The sequence below is a fragment of the Brevundimonas sp. genome (genome assembly GCF_044336875.1).
GTDB lineage: Bacteria > Pseudomonadota > Alphaproteobacteria > Caulobacterales > Caulobacteraceae > Brevundimonas.
In genome coordinates this window covers 14,013-29,356 of record NZ_JBIIOP010000012.1, presented here as the reverse complement: position 1 = coordinate 29,356, position 15,344 = coordinate 14,013, and the positions used below count along the sequence as shown (strand labels likewise).

Annotated in this window: 15 protein-coding genes; 6 read left to right on the top strand and 9 right to left on the bottom strand. The window is 66.9% G+C overall.

Annotation, left to right across the window (positions count from 1 at the left end):
* The first annotated feature begins 7 nt into the window (after positions 1-7).
* Positions 8-1,102: a redox-regulated ATPase YchF gene (ychF, locus tag ACIQ1T_RS13425; RefSeq protein ID WP_395945066.1), complete on the top strand. Its 1,095-nt coding sequence runs from the start codon at positions 8-10 to the stop codon at positions 1,100-1,102.
* Here ychF and ACIQ1T_RS13420 read toward each other — a convergent pair.
* Positions 1,095-1,622 (bottom strand): hypothetical protein, encoded by a 528-nt coding sequence (locus ACIQ1T_RS13420; protein ID WP_395945065.1) that lies wholly within the window; start codon positions 1,620-1,622, stop codon positions 1,095-1,097. The two genes, ychF and ACIQ1T_RS13420, sit on opposite strands and share 8 nt — an antisense overlap.
* A gap of 121 nt (positions 1,623-1,743) precedes the next feature.
* On the opposite strand from ACIQ1T_RS13420, the gene ACIQ1T_RS13415 reads away from it, so the two are divergent.
* Together ACIQ1T_RS13415 and ACIQ1T_RS13410 are read left to right on the top strand one after the other, a co-directional pair.
* A complete protein-coding gene (locus ACIQ1T_RS13415; protein WP_395945064.1) occupies positions 1,744-3,945 on the top strand; it encodes a TonB-dependent hemoglobin/transferrin/lactoferrin family receptor in 2,202 nt (733 codons plus the stop codon).
* 48 nt (positions 3,946-3,993) lie between these two features.
* A complete protein-coding gene (locus ACIQ1T_RS13410) occupies positions 3,994-4,983 on the top strand; it encodes a DUF6607 family protein (protein WP_395945063.1) in 990 nt (329 codons plus the stop codon).
* Between the two features lie 63 nt (positions 4,984-5,046).
* Here the strand turns inward: ACIQ1T_RS13410 and ACIQ1T_RS13405 are convergent, their stop codons facing one another.
* From ACIQ1T_RS13405 to petA, 5 genes are all read right to left on the bottom strand, one after another.
* Positions 5,047-6,690 carry a M28 family peptidase gene (locus tag ACIQ1T_RS13405; protein WP_395945062.1) on the bottom strand — a complete coding sequence of 548 codons (1,644 nt, stop codon included), beginning with the start codon at positions 6,688-6,690 and terminating at the stop codon, positions 5,047-5,049.
* Positions 6,691-6,764: 74 nt separating this feature from the next.
* Complete coding sequence (locus ACIQ1T_RS13400) at positions 6,765-8,432, bottom strand: M28 family metallopeptidase (RefSeq protein ID WP_395945061.1); 1,668 nt, start codon at positions 8,430-8,432, stop codon at positions 6,765-6,767.
* A 149-nt stretch (positions 8,433-8,581) separates the two neighbouring features.
* Complete coding sequence (locus tag ACIQ1T_RS13395) at positions 8,582-9,454, bottom strand: cytochrome c1 (RefSeq protein WP_395945059.1); 873 nt, start codon at positions 9,452-9,454, stop codon at positions 8,582-8,584.
* 5 nt (positions 9,455-9,459) lie between these two features.
* Entirely contained in the window at positions 9,460-10,764 is a 1,305-nt protein-coding gene (locus ACIQ1T_RS13390; protein ID WP_395945058.1) for a cytochrome bc complex cytochrome b subunit, read from the bottom strand.
* 13 nt (positions 10,765-10,777) lie between these two features.
* A complete protein-coding gene (gene petA, locus ACIQ1T_RS13385) occupies positions 10,778-11,320 on the bottom strand; it encodes a ubiquinol-cytochrome c reductase iron-sulfur subunit (RefSeq protein WP_395945057.1) in 543 nt (180 codons plus the stop codon).
* Positions 11,321-11,514: 194 nt separating this feature from the next.
* On the opposite strand from petA, the gene ACIQ1T_RS13380 reads away from it, so the two are divergent.
* Positions 11,515-11,964 (top strand): tRNA (cytidine(34)-2'-O)-methyltransferase, encoded by a 450-nt coding sequence (locus ACIQ1T_RS13380; protein WP_395945056.1) that lies wholly within the window; start codon positions 11,515-11,517, stop codon positions 11,962-11,964.
* Here the strand turns inward: ACIQ1T_RS13380 and ACIQ1T_RS13375 are convergent.
* Positions 11,939-13,564: an ABC-F family ATP-binding cassette domain-containing protein gene (locus tag ACIQ1T_RS13375; protein WP_395945055.1), complete on the bottom strand. Its 1,626-nt coding sequence runs from the start codon at positions 13,562-13,564 to the stop codon at positions 11,939-11,941. The genes ACIQ1T_RS13380 and ACIQ1T_RS13375 overlap by 26 nt on opposite strands.
* Before the next feature lie 178 nt (positions 13,565-13,742).
* Between ACIQ1T_RS13375 and ACIQ1T_RS13370 the strand changes: the two genes are divergently transcribed.
* Entirely contained in the window at positions 13,743-14,177 is a 435-nt protein-coding gene (locus tag ACIQ1T_RS13370) for a hypothetical protein (protein WP_395945054.1), read from the top strand.
* Between the two features lie 24 nt (positions 14,178-14,201).
* Positions 14,202-14,696: a group III truncated hemoglobin gene (locus ACIQ1T_RS13365; RefSeq protein WP_395945052.1), complete on the top strand. Its 495-nt coding sequence runs from the start codon at positions 14,202-14,204 to the stop codon at positions 14,694-14,696.
* Between the two features lies 1 nt (position 14,697).
* Here ACIQ1T_RS13365 and ACIQ1T_RS13360 read toward each other — a convergent pair whose 3' ends face one another.
* Together ACIQ1T_RS13360 and ACIQ1T_RS13355 are read right to left on the bottom strand one after the other, a co-directional pair.
* Positions 14,698-14,982, bottom strand: a complete 285-nt coding sequence (locus ACIQ1T_RS13360) for a type II toxin-antitoxin system RelE/ParE family toxin (protein ID WP_395945051.1) — start codon at positions 14,980-14,982, stop codon at positions 14,698-14,700.
* Positions 14,979-15,224: a hypothetical protein gene (locus ACIQ1T_RS13355; protein WP_395945050.1), complete on the bottom strand. Its 246-nt coding sequence runs from the start codon at positions 15,222-15,224 to the stop codon at positions 14,979-14,981. Before ACIQ1T_RS13355 ends, ACIQ1T_RS13360 begins: the two co-directional genes overlap by 4 nt.
* Between the last annotated feature and the right edge of the window lie 120 nt (positions 15,225-15,344).

Below are 15,344 nucleotides of genomic sequence, written 5' to 3'. Positions count from 1 at the left end.
GATACCCATGGCCCTTAAAGTCGCGATCGTCGGCCTGCCCAATGTCGGCAAGTCCACCCTGTTCAACGCCCTCACCAAGACGGCGGCGGCCCAGGCCGCCAACTATCCGTTCTGCACCATCGAGCCGAACACCGGCGACGTGGCCGTGCCGGAGGCGCGCCTGAACGCCCTGGCGGAGATCGCCGGTTCGAAGGAAATCATTCCCGCCCGCATCACCTTCGTGGATGTGGCGGGCCTGGTGCGCGGCGCCTCCAAGGGCGAGGGTCTGGGCAACCAGTTCCTGGCCAATATCCGCGATTGCGACGCCGTGGCCTTCGTGGCCCGCTGCTTCGTCGACGACGACATCACTCACGTCGAGGACCGGATCGACCCGATCGCCGACCTGGAGATCATCGAGACCGAGCTGATGCTGGCCGACATGGAGAGCCTGGAGCGCCGTCGGCCCCAGCTGGAAAAACGCGCCAAGGGCGGCGACAAGGAATCGGGTTTGACCCTGAAACTGGTCGATCTGGCCCTGGCCCAGCTGAACGCCGGCAAGCCCGCCCGCACCGCCGAGGTGTCCAAGGAGGACAAGAAGGCCTGGGACATGCTGCAGCTGCTGACCGCCCTGCCCGCCCTCTATGTTTCGAACGTCGAGGAAGGTTCGGCCGACAAGGGCAATGACCTGTCCGACAAGGTCGCGGCCCGCGCCGCCGCCGACAACGCCAATTCGGTCGTGATCTCGGCCCAGATCGAATCCGAGATCGCCGTCCTGGACGACGAGGAGCAGAAGGAGTTCCTCGAGACCCTGGGCCTGGAAGAGCCGGGCCTGAACCGTCTGATTCGCGAGGCCTACAAGCTGTTGGGCCTGCAGACCTATTTCACGGTCGGCCCGAAAGAAGCCCGCGCCTGGACCATCCCCGTCGGCGCGACAGGCCCGCAGGCGGCCGGCGTGATCCACACCGACTTCGAGAAGGGCTTCATCCGCGCCGAAACCATCGCCTACGATGACTTCGTCGCCCTGCGCGGCGAGGCCAAGGCGCGCGAGGCGGGCAAGCTGCGCGCCGAAGGCAAGACCTATGTCGTCAAGGACGGCGACGTGATGAACTTCCTGTTCAACTAGGATCCGGGACTGGCGGGGGCGGCGCCCCCTCCGGCTTCATCATCTTCTCCAGTGGATTAGCCGGATCCGGCGCGCGGGGCGAGCCCGGACAACGCAGCAGCTTGACCGTGGTCATGTCCCGATCGATCCAGGTCAGGTTCATCACCTCGCCGCTCGTCGCCATATGCGCGCGTTCGGTCGTGGTCCGCCCCTCAGCGGCGCAGGTCAGGGTCGCAACATAGCCCGCCCCCGTCTCGTCGATCCTGGCGATGTCGCAACTGTTTTCGTAGCCCTCGAACCGCATAGGCGTGACGGTGATCGGTCGCTGCGCGCCGAGCGGATTGGCGCACCAGACGGGATTGGCGGCCCAGACCCCCACAAAACTGCGCGGCCCGCGACTGGCCAGCGACGACGGGCCCGGCGGCTCGGTCGGTTGCATCGCCTCCGGCGTTCGCAACGGCGCGGCCGGCTCGTCGGGCGGATTGACCTGACGCTGGCCACAGGCCGCCAACAGGGCGAGAGCGGCAACCGTCGGTAACAACGCAGTTTTCATCCAGACACAACGTCATGGCCAAGGTTCGGGTTCAAACCTTGCAACGAATGCGGTTGATTCTAATAATCGTTCGCAGTACCACCCCCGCCAATCAACAAGCGGGGCCATTATGCGCAACCTTCTCCTCCTCACCACCGCCGCTGCCGCCTTCGGCTCGGTCCTGATCGCCCCGTCGGCGCGCGCCGAAGAGCCGCAGGTCGCGGCGACCGATGTCGATCCCGTCGTGGTCGTCGGCACGCGGTCCGAGCGTCTGGCCTCCCAGACGCCGGGTACGGTCAGCGTCATCACCGACAAGCAGATCGAAGCCCTGCTGGTCACCGACATCAAGGACCTGATCCGGTTCGAGCCCGGCGTCAGCGTTCCGACCGCCCCTGCCCGCTTCACCCTGGCCGGCGCCGGCACGGGCCGCGACGGCAATTCGGGCTTCACCATCCGGGGCATGGGCGGCGACCGCGTCCTGATCATCAACGACGGCGTGCGTCTGCCGAGCGGCTTCAGCTTCGGCGCCCAGGCAGTCGGTCGCGGCGGCTACAATGATCTGGATCTGGTCAAGTCCGTCGAGATCCTGCGCGGTCCGGCCTCGGCCCTGTACGGCTCGGACGGCATCGCCGGCGCCGTAGCCTTCACCACCAAGGATCCGTCGGACTTCCTGATCGATCAGGATTTCGCCGCGCGGGGCCGCGTCGCCTATAACTCGGCCGACGAGGGCTGGACCGAGGGACTGGTGCTTGCCGGCCGCACCGGCTCGGTCTCGGGCCTGCTGGCGTACACCCGCCGAGACTCGCAGGAAACCGAAACCCAGGGCGAGGTCGGCGGCGTTGGCGCAGCCCGCACGGAGCCAAACCCGCAGGACTTCATCTCCAACGCCATCCTCGGCAAAGTCGTGTGGGACGTGGCGTCGGGGCACACCCTGCGCCTGACCTACGATCACCTTGATTCCGAAATGGATGGTGAGGCCCTGACCGCTCAGTCGGCCACCGTCCTGGCCGTCACCGCCCATGACGAAACGCAGCGCGACAGCGTGAAGGGCGAATGGCGGTTCAAGGACTTCGTCGGCCTCTCGGACGGCTTTGTCAGCGCCTACTGGCAGGACGCCACGACCCGCCAGTACACCTTCGAGGACCGGACGCCTGCCGTGGACCGCGTTCGCGACGTCACCTTCGACAACACTGTCTATGGGCTGGCCGCTCAGGGCGCCCGCCTCTTCGGCGCTGGTTCGGCCATGGAGCATCGGGTCACCGTCGGCGCCGACTGGTCGATGACCACGCAGGAAGGCATCCGCGACGGCGTCACCCCGCCGGTCGGCGAGGCCTTCCCCACCCGCGCCTTCCCCAAGACCGAGTTCCAGCTGGCCGGCCTGTTCATCCAAGACGAGATCGAGATGCTGGGCGGCGACCTGAGCATCATCCCGGCCGTTCGCTACGACTGGTACGACCTGTCGCCGGAAGTCGACGCCCTGTTCCCGGCCGCCGCCACCGGTCAGAGCGAGGATCATATCTCGCCCAAGCTGGGCGTGGTCTACTGGACGGGTCCCCACCTGGGCGTCTTCGCCAACTACGGCCTGGGCTTCCGCGCCCCGTCGCCGATGCAGGTCAACAACTTCTTCGAGAACCCGGTGTTCGGCTATGAGTCGATCCCGAATCCGAACCTGCGTCCCGAGACCAGCGAAAGCTTCGAGGCCGGCTTCCGCCTGCGCGACATCGATGTCGCCGGCGGTCAGATGCGTCTGAACACCACCGCCTTCGCCACCCATTACGACGACTTCATCGATCAGGTGGTGGTCAGCGGCACGGGTATCCCCGGCGTCGACCCGCTGGTCTATCAGTACGTCAACCTGACCGAGGTCGACATCAGGGGCCTGGAAGCCCGCGCCGACATCTACTGGGACAACGGCTTCAGCCTGATCGGTTCGGCCGCCTATGCCGAAGGCGATACGACCACCAACGGGCGTCGCACCGAACTGGGCAGCGTCGATCCGCTTAAGGTGGTCGCCGGTCTGAACTACGCCGATCAATCCGGCGTCTGGGGCGGTTCGGCCACGGTCACCTGGTCGGGCAAGAAGGACAGCCGGACCTACAACCTGTCCTGCGGTTCGGCCTGCTACCTGGGCGACAGCTTCACCCTGCTGGACGTCACCGCCTACTGGAACGTGACGGAGCGGGCCACGCTGCGCGCCGGCGCCTTCAACGTGCTGGACGAGAAATACGGCTGGTGGAGCGACGTGCGCGGCCTGACCGCCACCTCGACCGTCAAGGACGCCTACACCCAGCCGGGCCGCAACTTCGGCGTCTCGCTGACCTTGCGCCTGTAAGGGGCTGGATCGATAATGCGAACAGCTATCAACAAACAGAGTCGCCCAATGCGCGCCATACTGATCGCCGCCGCCCTGCTGACCGCGACGGCTCCGGCTGTTCAGGCCCTGGACAACGGAGCCGCCGCGCCGGCGGCTCCGACCTCGGCCCAAGCCCCAGCAAACGCCTTCGAACGGGATCGCCAGTCCATCCTGGCCCAGGCCGGCCAGTACCGCGTCCACTTCGACATGCGCGAAAACGTCAGCTTCCGGGCTGACTACGATCCGCTGGAGGAAAAGCTGTCGGGTGGAAGCGAGATCGTCCGCGTCGTTTACGACAAGGGCGACCGGATCAGCCTGCAGCACATCCTGGTCATGGAGCACGACGGCCAGACCATGGTCATCAAGCACTGGCGGCACGACTGGGTCTATCAACCGGCGACGGTCCTGACCTACGCCGGGCCGAACCAGTGGACCCTGACGGCGGTGCCTGAAGCCGAGCGCACCGGGGCCTGGTCCCAGACCGTGTGGCAGACCGACGATTCACCCCGCTATGGCGGCGTCGGCCGCTGGACCTACGACAATGGTCTGTCCGCTTGGACCTCGAACGCGACCTGGCGTCCCCTGGCCCGCCGCGACGCCGTACGGAACCCGATCTATGACCGCTATCTCGGGACCAACCGCCACATCCTGACCCCGGACGGCTGGGTGCATATCCAGGACAATATGAAGATGTCGGGCAAGGCCGGCGGCGAACCGGTCGCCATTGTTCAGGAAGACGTCATCAACACCTATGACCGCTCGACCGGCTATTCGCCCCGGGCAGGAGACGACTACTGGGCCAAGACGCAGGGCTTCTGGGCCGCCGTACGCGACGCCTGGGACGCCGCCATCGTCACCGGGAACGGCATCCATCTGCAGGAGGTCGGCGAGACCGGCTCCGTCACCGGCCTGCCGCTGATGGACCTGGCCCAGGCCATTGCTGACGGCGAGACCAATGAAGCGGAGGCGGTCGCCAAGGCCCGCATCCTGATCACCGAGGCGACGTCCGCCCGCTGATATTCCGGACGAACAGAAGATCGACGGCGGTCCGGAGTCCTCTCCGGGCCGCCGTTTTCGTTTCTAGCGGCGCTGGTCCGCCGTCGCGTCGCGTATGGCGTTGAACTCGGCGGTCGGCTTCCAGGCCGGCCAGGTCGTGCTGTCCGCCACCGTCAGCCCCAGCCGATACAGCAGGTCCAGGTTCTGCAGGGCGGCGGTGAAGTCGTAGTCCGCGCGCCATTCGTCGGTCAGGCGGTGGTAGTATTTGGCCATCTGGCCTTCGTAATAGGGTTTGCCGGCGTCGATGCCGCCCTCGACGAAATCACGGCCCGTCCAGGGCATCAGGGCCGGCACCCCTCCCGCCGCAAAGTTGAAGTGGTCGGAACGGTAGTAGAAGCCCTCCTCCGGATAGCCGTCGCCGGTGACGGCGCGCCCCTGGACGGCGGCGAACCGGCCCAGAATATCCTCCAGCTCCGACTTGCCGACGCCGAACACGGCCACATCCCGCGTCGCCGGGGTGAAGGGCAGCATGTCGATGTTGATGTCCGCCGCCGTCTTCGCCAGCGGATAGACCGGGTCGGCGGCATAGGCTTCCGAGCCCAACAGCCCCTGTTCCTCGGCCGTGACGTGCAGGAAGACCACGGTCCGTTCCGGCGCCGGCCCGTTCTTGAAGGCCCGCGCCATCTCGATCAGGCCCGAGGTGCCTGAGGCGTTGTCCCAGGCGCCATTGAAGATGTCGTCGCCCTCGGCGTTCGGCTCCTTGGCCTTGCCGACGTGATCCCAGTGGGCGGAATAGACGACATATTCGTCGGGCCGGGTCGTGCCGGGGATCTTGGCCAGCAGGTTGTTGGAGTGGATGACCTCGGTCGTCTCTGCGATGTCCACGCTCAGCCGCGCGCCCAGGTCGACCACGCCGCCCAGACCGGCGGCCTTGGCGCGCGTCAGCTGGTCGGCGAAGCCCTCGCCGCCCCAGGCCGTCGCCGTCGCCAGATTGATCGCCCCGGTGAAACGCGCGTCCTGGGCGCCCTTGACCGTCATCTGACCGCGCGTCGCCCCGCCGACGGCGCGACGCCAGCGACCGTCCTGGTCCTGCAGGGTGATGACGCCGACGGCGCCGCGCTTCAGCGCTTCCTGGGTCTTGTGGGTCGTGGAGCCGTAGAAGTTCGGATCCGCGCCCATGACCTCCGGCTGACCGCGCAGCACGACCACGACCTTGCCGGTCAGGTCGGCGTTTCCATAGTCGTCCCAGTTCGGGGCCGAGATGCCATAGCCGGCGAAGACCACCGTCGCTGCATCGATCTTCACCACCGGATCGGCCGGACCAGCCCGCAGGGTGATGTCCGTGCCCGAGGTCAGGGCGTGGGACGCCCCGTCCGCCCCGGTCCAGGACGCCGTCGGCGCCCGCTCGGGCGTGAACCGCACCAGAGCGACCGGCTGCAGCCAGGATCCGTCACGGCCGCCCGGCTCCAGCCCCATCTCCTCATACTGACGCTGCAGATAGGCCAGGGTCAGCCGCTCACCGATCAGGCCGGGGAAACGGCCTTCAAGCTCGTCGGACGCCAGATATTTGATGTGGTCGGACAGGCGCTGGGCGCTGAAGGTCGGGTTCGCGGCGGCGGCGACGGCGAAGGCGTCGGTGGAGGTCGACGGCCCGGAGACCGGCGTCGTGGCGCAGGCGGCCAGAGCCAGAGCCGCCAGTGCGACCAGGGAGGAACGGCGAAGAATCATCGGAGGGCAACTCGTGACGCGGAATGCAGATGGGACCGGGAGCGCGGGCGCCCCCGGTGAAGGATGACGAGGTCTCAGCGGCGTTCAGCGGCCGTCGTGGCGCGGATCGGGCCGAACTCGGACCTCGGCTTCCATTCGGGCCAATCGCGGCCGTTCGCCAGCGCGCGACCCACATCGTAGAAGACGGTCAGATCCTCGATCATGCCGCGATAGTCCCAGTCCGCCGACCATTCGTCCGCCGCCTGATGATAGCGTTTGGCGCCGTACTCGGCCCGCGCCGCTGTGCGGTCCGCAATGGGTTCGTCACGGAAGTCGCCCCGGCTGCCGGCATAGGCCATCGGCACGCCGCGCTTGGCCAGAGGGAAATGGTCGGAACGATAATAGGTGCCCGCCGCATTCTCGTGATCCGGCACGATGGTCCGGCCCTGCGGCTGGACGGCCTCGGCCAGACGCTCGTCGAAGTCCGACTGGCCATAGCCGGTGATCCCCAGGCCTTTGACCCGGCCATAGACGTTCATCGAATCCATGTTGAAGCCGCCAACGGTCCTGGCCAGCGGATAGACCGGGTTGGAGGCGTAGTATTCGGCGCCCAGCAGACCGCTTTCCTCGCCGGTGAAGCTGATCATCACCACTGACCGTTCGGTGCGCGGCGCGCGGCCATAGACGCGGGCCAGGTCCAGCAGACCGGCCGTGCCCGAGGCGTTGTCGACGGCGCCGTTGAAGATCCGGTCGCCGGTCGCGTCCGGCTCGCCCATGCCGATGTGATCCCAGTGGGCGGTGTAGAGGACCGTCTCGTCAGGATGGGTCGTGCCCGGCAGGCGGGCGATGATATTGTGGCTGGTGACCTGGCTGGTCGCCACGTCGAACTCGGTCGAGAAGCCGGCGCCGGTCAGGGTGACGGGCTGGAAGTCGCGGCTGCGCGCCTGGACCTTCAGGGCCTCGAAGTCGAGACCGGCGCGGCGGAACAGGTCCACCGCCACGTCGCGCTGGATCCAGGCCTCCATCGGCACGCGCTCGGCGGCCGCATTCTGACGCAGGATGTCGAACTGGGGCACGCCCCAGGAGTTGGCCACCGTCTGCCAGCCATAGGAGGCCGGGGCCGTCTCGTGGATGATCAGCACGCCGGCCGCGCCGTGACGGGCGGCTTCTTCGTACTTGTAGGTCCAGCGGCCGTAGTAGGTCATGGCCTTGCCGCCGAAGGTGTTCAGCGCCGGCTCCTCGAAATCGGCGTCATTGACCAGGACGACCAGGATCTTGCCGCGCAGGTCCTGCCCCTTGAAGTCGTCCCACTGGCGTTCCGGCGCCGAGATGCCGTAGCCGACGAAGACCAGGGGCGCGTCCTTCAGGCTGACATGCTGGGCCGGGCGGCGGGTCGAGATGGCCACCTCACGCCCCTGGGTCATCGGCAGGGTCCAGTCGCCCAGCTTCAGCGAGGCCGAGACGTTCGACTGGGTAAAGCGGTTCAGGATCACGTCCTGGGTCCACTGGCCGTTCGGACCGCCTGGCTCGAATCCGGCGGCCGCGTATTGTTCGCTCAGATAGCGGACCACCTTCTCCTCGGCCGGGGTGGCGATGCCGCGACCTTCGAACGCGTCGCTGGACAGGATGCGGATGTCTTCCGAGATGCGCGCGGCTTCAAAGGTCGGAGCAGTGTGAACCGCACCGGGATTCGGGGCCGTGGCGCAAGCCGATATAGCCGCGCCGGCCAGCAGAACGGCGGCGAACGAAGAGACGAGACGCATGAACAGACCCCACAGCCTTAACGGAAGGGTCGGACCCTAGGGGGCGAAGTCCTGCGTGTCGATTCCATGTCGCGACGCCATTGGTCGAAACCAAAAGGCCCGCCGACACATACGCCGACGGGCCTGGATCGTGTTCGATATCGTTCAGCCTAGTGGGCGACGCCCTTCCAGATGCGGCGATAGGAGGCGTAGGTCAGGCCCGCAAAGATCAGCAGGAAGATGATCACGCCGAAGCCGGCCTGTTTGCGCTCCACCATCTTGGGCTCCGAGGTCCAGGCGATGAAGGCGGCGACGTCCTTGGCGTACTGCTGCACCGTCTGGGGCGAGCCGTCGTCATAGGTGACCTGGCCATTCTGCAGCGGCGGCGGCATGGCGATGAAGCCGCCGGGCGGCACGTGATCGTGGTCACCGGTCCAGAAGGGCGTCAGGTCGCCGGCCATGAAGGGGTTGTAGTGCTGGCCTTCGCGGATCGTCAGGCCCGCCGGCGCGGCCTTGTAGCCCGACAGCAGGGAATAGATGTAGTCCGCCCCGCCGTGACGGGCCTTGGCCATGACCGACAGGTCGGGCGGCGCGGCGCCGCCGTTGCCCGCCGCCGCCGCCGTGGCGTTCGGATAGGGGGCGCGGAACTTGTCGGCCGGGGTGGCGTCGCGCTGGATCGCCTCGCCGGTCTCGCTGTCGATGTCCGGCACCTGGACCTCGGCGGCCAGAGCCTTGACCACCGGATTGTCGTTCGGGTTCGGGTATTTCGGATTCCAGAACGGCCCATGACGGTCGCCCAGGTTCCGGTAGTGCATCAGGTTCATGCTGTGACAGGCGGCGCAGACCTCGTGATAGACCTTGTAGCCGCGCTGCAGCTGGCCCTGGTCATAGACCCCGAACGGGCCGTCGAAGCTGAACCCGCCCGAATGCGGATGGGCCGCGCCGCCGGCCGCCAGGGCCGGAGCGGCGGTCAGGACGCCGACCGCCAGGGCGGCGGAAGCCAGGGTGCGGGCGATCGACACGATCTTGTTTCCGATCTTCATGACGATCAGCCCTTCTGCTCGGGGGCGTCCGCGCCGGTCAGCACCGGTTCGGATATGGTCGCCGGTATCGGCAGCGGCGTCTCCTTCAGCCCGACCATCGGCATGATCACCAGGAAGAAGACGAAATAGTAGAGGGTGAAGACCCGCGTCAGCCACAGATAGGAGTTCAGGTGGCCGTCGAAGAAGACAGGGCTGGGCATGCCCGGCAGGACCGGGGCGTCCGGCAGCTGACCGCCGCACCAGCCCAGACCGACGCCGACCACCAGGAAGATGATGAAGAAGGCCCGCATCGTCGGCCGATAGCGCATCGACCGCACCTTGGACGTATCCAGCCACGGCAGGACGAACAGCACGCCGATGGCGCTGAACATGGCCACCACCCCGCCGAACTTGTCCGGGATGGCGCGAAGGATGGCGTAGAAGGGCAGCATGTACCACTCGGGCACGATGTGCGCCGGGGTCTGCAGCGGGTTGGCCGGGATGTAGTTGTCGGCGTGGCCCAGAGCGTTTGGCTGATAGAAGACGAAGATCGAGAACAGGATCAGGAACAGGATGATCGCAAACCCGTCCTTGACCGTGAAATACGGGTGGAAGGGCAGCAGGTCCTTCTTCTCGCGATCCTTGGGGATCAGGATGCCGACCGGATTGTTCTGACCCGCCGCGTGCAGGGCCCAAAGGTGCAGGACGACGCAGCCGAGGATGGCGAACGGCAGCAGATAGTGCAGCGAGAAGAAGCGGTTCAGTGTCGCATTGTCGATCGCTGGGCCGCCGCGCAGCCAGATCAGGATCGGCTCGCCGATGCCCGGGATGGCCCCGATCAGATTGGTGATGACCTCGGCGCCCCAGAAGGACATCTGGCCCCAGGGCAGGACATAGCCCAGGAAGGCCGTGGCGATCATCAGGAAGAAGATGACGCAGCCGATGATCCAGATCATCTCGCGCGGCGCCTTGTAGGAGCCGTAGTAGAGCCCCCGCAGCATGTGCAGATAGACAGCGATGAAGAACATCGACGCGCCGTTGGCGTGGACATAGCGGATCAGCCAGCCGCCGTTGACGTCACGCATGATCCGCTCGACCGAGGCGAAGGCCAGGTCGACGTGCGGCGTATAGTGCATGGCCAGGACGATGCCGGTGACGATCTGGGTCACCAGGCAAAGGGCCAGGATGCCGCCGAAGGTCCACCAGTAGTTCAGGTTCCGTGGCGTCGGCAGCGACATATAGTCGGCGCCGAAGCGAATGATGGGAAGCCGGCTGTCCAGCCACTTCTCGACGCCCGTCTTGGGGACGTAGGTGGATTCGTGCTCGCTCATGTCCGCCCTCCCCTCAACCGATCTTGACGCGCGTGTCGGATGCGAACTCGTACTCCGGCACCACCAGATTCAGGGGCGCGGGGCCTTTGCGGATCCGGCCGGACGCGTCGTAGTGCGAGCCGTGGCACGGGCAGAACCAACCGCCGTAGTCGCCGGCACCGAAGGTCGGCACGCAGCCCAGGTGGGTGCAGGATCCGACCACGACCAGATATTTCTCGTGACCCGGCTTGGTGCGCTCGGCGTCCGTCTGGGGCTGTTTCAGGTCGGAGGCGTGGTCGTCGGCGATGACCCGCTGCAGCTCGGCCGGGGTGCGATAGCGCACGAAGACCGGCTTGCCCTGCCATTTGATCACGACCTGCTGGCCTTCCTGCACCTTGGTCAGATCGAATTCGATCGAGGCCAGGGCCAGGGTGTCGGCGGCGGGATTCATCTGGTTGATCAGGGGCCAGGCGATCATCGCCCCTGCGCCCACCGCGGCGGCGCCCGCCGCGATATGGATGAAGTCGCGGCGATTCGGATCGCCCTCGCCTTCCGGAATCACACCCGTTTCCGCCACGTTTCACCTCTCGAACACCGCCGGGAGCGCCTGTATTGACGTTCCTCTTTTACGGCACGAACCCTAAAAACGAGACCCAGTATTCCCCTCGACCTGTATTTGCGGCCCATGACCACAAGTCGCTGACGTTTCTTGCGAAACGCTCGCAAACAGGCCGCGACAAACCCCCAGGTCGCGTATATTTAAGGACTAGAATGCGTCTCGCCCTTTTTCAACCTGACATTCCTCAGAACGTCGGCGCCTGCATCCGCTTATCGGCCTGTTTCGGGGTCGACCTGCATGTGATCGAGCCGACGGGCTTCCGTTTCGACGACCGCGCCATGAAGCGGGCGGCGCTCGACTACGGCCCGTTATCGCACATGACGCGGCACACGGACTGGAACGCCTTCCAGCGCGATCGCCCCGCCGGACGACTGGTCCTGCTGACCACGCGCGGGGCCACGCCCCTGCCCGACTTTGTCTTCCAGCCCGACGACACCCTTCTGTTCGGCAAGGAGACGACGGGCGCGCCCGACTATGTCCATGCCGCCGTCGACGCCCGCGTGGTCGTGCCCCTGCGGCCCGAGGCGCGGTCGTTGAACCTGTCGGTGACCGCCGGCATCGCCCTTTGGGAAGGGCTCAGACAGACGGGCGGGATAGGCTGATCGTCCGGTCCACGCCGACGGCTTCCAGAAAGTCGGCGTCGTGGCTGACCACGACCAGCGCCCCGTCATAGGCGCACAGGGCCGCCTCGACCGCCGCGATGGACTCGAGGTCCAGATGATTGGTCGGTTCGTCCAGCACCAGAAACTGCGACGGCTGCCCCCCCGTCATCACACAGGCCAGGGCGGCGCGTAGCCTTTCTCCGCCGGAGAGGTCGCCGACCCGGCGATGCGCCCCCGTATTGCGAAACAGGAAGCGCGCCAAGGCCGCCTGGGCGTCGTTGACGGAGCCTTCGGGGTTCAGCCGACGCCAGGCCTCGACCAGGGTCTCGTCCGGTTTCAGGATCGCCGCCTCCTGATCCAGCAGGGCCGCGGGGACCGGGCGTTCGACCCGCCCCACGGTCGGCGCCAGATCACCGGCGATCAGGCGTAACAAGGTGGTCTTGCCCGCGCCGTTCACTCCGGTGACGGCCACCCGCTCCGGCCCCGTCAGACGAAAATCGACGGGGTCGAGAATGGGCCGCCCCTCCGGCGTCACCCAGCCGACCGCGTCCAGGGCCAACACGGTCCGTCCCGCCGCCAGACCGGTCGTCGGCATGGGGATGGCCAGCGACCGGATCCGCTCCACCCGCTCGCGCGCGGCGACCAGGGCGGACTCCGCTTCACCAGCCTGTCGCAGGGCCAGCAGCCGATCGCCCGCGCCGCTGTTCTCGGCCCGCTCGGCCCGGGCCCCGATCAGGATCTTCGGCATGTCGCCCTTGGCCGCCTTGCGACGACCGGCGGCGTCGCGGCGCGCCTTCGTCTCCGCGCGCCGTTGGGCGTCCGCGCCGACTCGGGCGGCCGTCCGTTCGGCGACGGCCAGATCACGTTCAGCGGCCGCGCGCTCCGTCGCCTTGCGCTCGGCGTAGAGGTCGTAGTTCCCGCCATGAACCACGACGCCCAGACTGGACACCTCGATGATCCGGTCCATGCGGCCCAGCAAATCGCGGTCGTGGCTGACCACAACGGCGCCGCCGTGCCAGCGGCCCAGCACCTCGGCGACCAGCCGCCGCGCCTCGACGTCCAGATGATTGGTCGGTTCGTCCAGCAGGATCAGGTCCGGCCGCGCCAGCAGCAGACCGGCGAGCCGCAGCCGCGTCTGTTCGCCGCCGCTCAGGTTCGCCGTCGCCCGATCCATCGCAAGATCCGCCAACCCGACCTCGGCCAAGGTTTCGGCGACCCGCGCCTCCAGGCTCCAGTCGGCGGCCGCGAGGTCGTCGGCGTCGCCCTGTCCCGCCAGGACACGGTCGATGACAGCCAGGGCCGACGCGACGCCCAGGGTTCCCGCGACCGTCTCGCCCGGCTCCGGATCATGACGTTGCTCCAGCACGCCGATGGTCCCGACGCGCGTCACGGCGCCCTCGGCCGGCGGGAGCGCTCCGGAGATCAGGCGCAATAAGGTGGTCTTGCCCGCGCCGTTGCGGCCGACGACGCCAGTACGTTCGGTCCCGAACGTCAGGCTCAGATTATCGAAGAGGGCGGCGCCGTCAGGCGTCCTGGCGGCGACCTTGTCGAGGGTCGCGAGCGCGGACGGGGACACGCTTCGGCTTGGGCTGGTTGGCATGGAGGATCACGAGCAGCATGGCGGACAGGGCGGAACCGGTTGCCAGTGCGATGATCATGATCTTCGAGCCTCCTGCTCAAAACTCGTCAGAGACAGGAGGATGGGTCGTATTTGTGCGATGCGCAAGTCTGGCGTCGAACACGGCCGCGTGAGAAGCTTGGCCGTCAGGAGCCTGCCAATGAAGCCTTTCGTCACGTTCGGTCTGGGTTGCGCCCTCGCCGTTTCGGCCTGTGCGAGCACGCCCGACGCGCCGCCTCCGCCGCCGAACTATGCCGCCATGCCGACCCAGGACCCGACACGGAATGCGCGGCTCTACGCCGCCTGTTTCGAACAGGCTGCAATTTCAGGCGCCTATCGAAGGGCGGCGGACGGCGGCGGCGAGGAGTTGTTGCTGTTCACCTGCACCGGCGTGCCGGCCCAGGCCTTCGTCGCGGCCCTGACGCCGTGGAGCGAGACGATCGGCTCGAGCTTCGAGCGTGACGGCCGGACCTTCCGCTCCACCGCCAGGGTGCGCGCCAATCTGTTCGGCGTGGACTATTGCTCGACCGATGCGGCGGGCGGCGATCCCGTCTGCGTCCTGTCGTTCAACGCCGGCGATTTTCTCGACCAATAGGCCGACCCGGCGTAAAGCCCCGCCATGGAAACCCGCTTCCGTATCGAGGATCCCGCCGGCGCCGCCGCTCGTCGCGAGGCCGCCGTCCAGGCGCTGCGCGACGAGACCGGCATAGACGAGGCCATGATCGACGCCCTGGTCGAGACCTTCTACGCCCGCGTCCGCGACGACCGTCTGATCGGCCCGATCTTCGCCGCCCGCATCGACGACTGGGCCCCGCATCTGGCGCAGATGAAGCTGTTCTGGTCGTCGGTGGCCCTGTCGACCGGCGTCTATCAGGGCCGGCCGATGCCGAAACACCTGCCCCTGCCCATCGACGCCCGCCATTTCGACCGCTGGCTGGAGATCTTCGTCGAGACCGCCAACACCCTCTGCCCGCCGGTCGCCGCCAAACATTTCATCGAACGCGCCCGCCGCATCGCCGAAAGCCTGGAACTGGGGATCGCCAACGCAGGCGGCGTCATGCTGGCCAAGGGCGAACGGTTCGTCCGCCCCGCGCAGGCGTGGACGCCGGAATAGGTCAGCCGCGCCAGTTCTCTCGCAAGTGGAAGATACGCGAGACCACGACGACATCGCCATAGACGCGGTACTTGATGACATACCCACCCTGACCGAACCGGGCGACACATATCCGGGACGAGCCGACGGATCTTCCGCTGAGCGGAAACTCCATGAGTTGATCGAATGCGCCGAGCAGGACGCTATAGGCGTGCGCGGCTGCGTCGGGGCTTTTCTCGCGGATGAAATCCAGTAAGCGCTGCTGGTCGGATCTCGCCGCGACCGAAAACCGGATAGCGAAGCTCAAGCGCTACGCTTCTTTTCCGCAAGCAGTTCCTCGAAAGGTCGCAAGAACTCTTCAAGCGAAATGAACTCTCCGGTCCGCTCGTATTCGGCGAAACGGCGCTCGTCCTCTGCCCAGTCATCCTGGGTTCCGAGATCGAGAAGCTCCAGCGCATAGGCCGTCGGGTCCACGCCCGCCGCCTCGGCCGCCGCCTTCAGGCGCCGCGCCTGATCCTCGTTCAGATGGATGTCGAAACCATCGGCCATGCGCCGACGATACCGCGCCGCCGCCCGCGCTGCAATGTTCTCACAATGTTCTTGCTTAAATTCCGCAATTCATCCCCATATAGCGATGTCGCGCCGGACCCGACCGGCCTCCTCCGCGTT